This window comes from Corallococcus sicarius (genome assembly GCF_003611735.1).
Classification (GTDB): Bacteria; Myxococcota; Myxococcia; order Myxococcales; family Myxococcaceae; genus Corallococcus; species Corallococcus sicarius.
Map to the genome: position 1 here is coordinate 1 of NZ_RAWG01000605.1, position 1675 is coordinate 1675.

At 74.1% G+C, this 1675-nt stretch carries 2 protein-coding genes; both read right to left on the reverse strand.

Annotation, left to right across the window (positions count from 1 at the left end; all coding sequences use genetic code 11):
• Positions 1-677, reverse strand: a 677-nt coding sequence (locus tag D7X12_RS41150; protein ID WP_500683243.1) for a cation:proton antiporter, incomplete at its 3' end; no start/stop codon positions are given.
• Positions 674-1675: sodium:proton exchanger (locus D7X12_RS41155; RefSeq protein WP_120630543.1), on the reverse strand; the 1002-nt coding region annotated here is incomplete at its 5' end. The genes D7X12_RS41155 and D7X12_RS41150, both read right to left, overlap by 4 nt.

Here is a 1675-nt window from a genome sequence, read left to right on the forward strand (position 1 = left end):
CCGCCCAGGAGCGCCGCCACGTCCAGCCCGTCACCGAACGTGGCCCGGGTGATGCCCGCCGCCAGCCCGAAGGCCACCATCACGAACAGGTCCCCGATGATGACGAGCGCCATCAGGAACTCCGTGAAGGTCCCCTTCGCGGCCGTCTCCTGCACGATGGCGATGGTGACCGTGGGGGAGAACGACACCATCACCGTGGACAGGAGCGCGCTCACCGCCAGCGCCTGCGGCACCGTCATGGGCGTCAGGAACGGCAGGAAGGGCTTGAGCGCGAACGTCGCCGCGAAGCACACCGCGAACGTCGCCCCGCACACCGTCGCGCAGAGCAGCGCCACGCGCGCGCCCACGCGGCGGATGAGCCCCAGGTGCAGCTCCGTGCCGGCCACCAGCGCGATGAGGCTCACCGCCAGCCCCTTCACCAGCTCCAGCCCCTTCACGCCCGCGTTCGGGATGAAGCCCAGCGCGTACGGCCCCACCGCCACGCCCACCAACAGGTAGCCCGTGAGGCGCGGCAGGCCCAGCCCCTTGGCCACCTTGCCCGCGAACAGTCCGCACAAGAGCAGCGCCCCGGCCGCCAGCAGCACCGGCGTGCCCGCGTCCGCGCGCACGACCTGCGCCTGGGTGATGGCCGCGAGCAGCGCCATCAGCAGCAACAGGCGGAAGACGGACCCCTTCATGCCGCCACCTCCGCGTCATCCGCGGGTGCCGCGGGCTTGCGGGGCTCCGAGGCCAGCACGTGCCGGAACGCGCCGTGCGCGAGCATCTCGTTGACGACCGCGCCCACCGCCACCACGTCCAGCACCCGCTGCGACAAGGAGCCCGGCACCAGCAGCACGTACTCGGCCACGATGCAGAGCGCGAGCCCACCCTGCGCGATCAGCGCGTAGCCGAACTGGGGTGGCAGGTCGAGCACGCCCTGGGTGAGCCGCTGCGCGAAGCGCCCTCCCAGCACCTTGCCCAGGAAGCGCAGGCCCACGAACGCGGGCAACAGCGCCCAGGCCGACAGGTCGCGCGCGTGCACGTGACAGCCCACCATGAACACCAGCACCAGGTACGTGGGCCGCTCCACCCGCGACAGCGCGCGCGCCACCCGCTCCGCGGTGCGTCCGCCCATCAGCGCCAGCGTCGCGCCGCACGCCACGCCCGCCAGAAGCGACGACAGCCGCAGGTACGCCGCCGCGCCGCCCACCAGCGCCACCATGCCCAGCGTGACGGTGGTCTGCTCCGCGGGGTCCTTCAGCGCATGGGTGAGGAACGCGAGCAGCGCGCCGCACGCGACGCCCAGCAGCAGCGCCAGCCCCAGGAGCCCCAGCCCTTCGGCCGCGTTGCCGGTGGCGCCCAGCACCAGGCCCAGGGCCAGCACGCCCAGGCCCACCGCGTCGTCCATCATGGTGAGCAGCGCCACGCCCAGGCCGCGCGAGCGCTCCAGCCGCCCGTTGCGGTAGCCCAGCACCGCGAAGTGCCCCGATGAAAGGCTCGCCGCCGCGCCCAGCAGCGCCGCCGCGCCCACCGCCACCAGGGGCCGCAGGCCCATGGACAGCACCAGCGGCACCGCCAGGGGCAGCGCCACGAACAGGAAGGCCGTGCCCGCGTGGGCGAGCGCCGCCGCGTAGACGGGCCGGGGCAACAGGCGCAGCAGGCGCGGCTCCAGGTTGAGCCCCAGCAGCACGCCCCC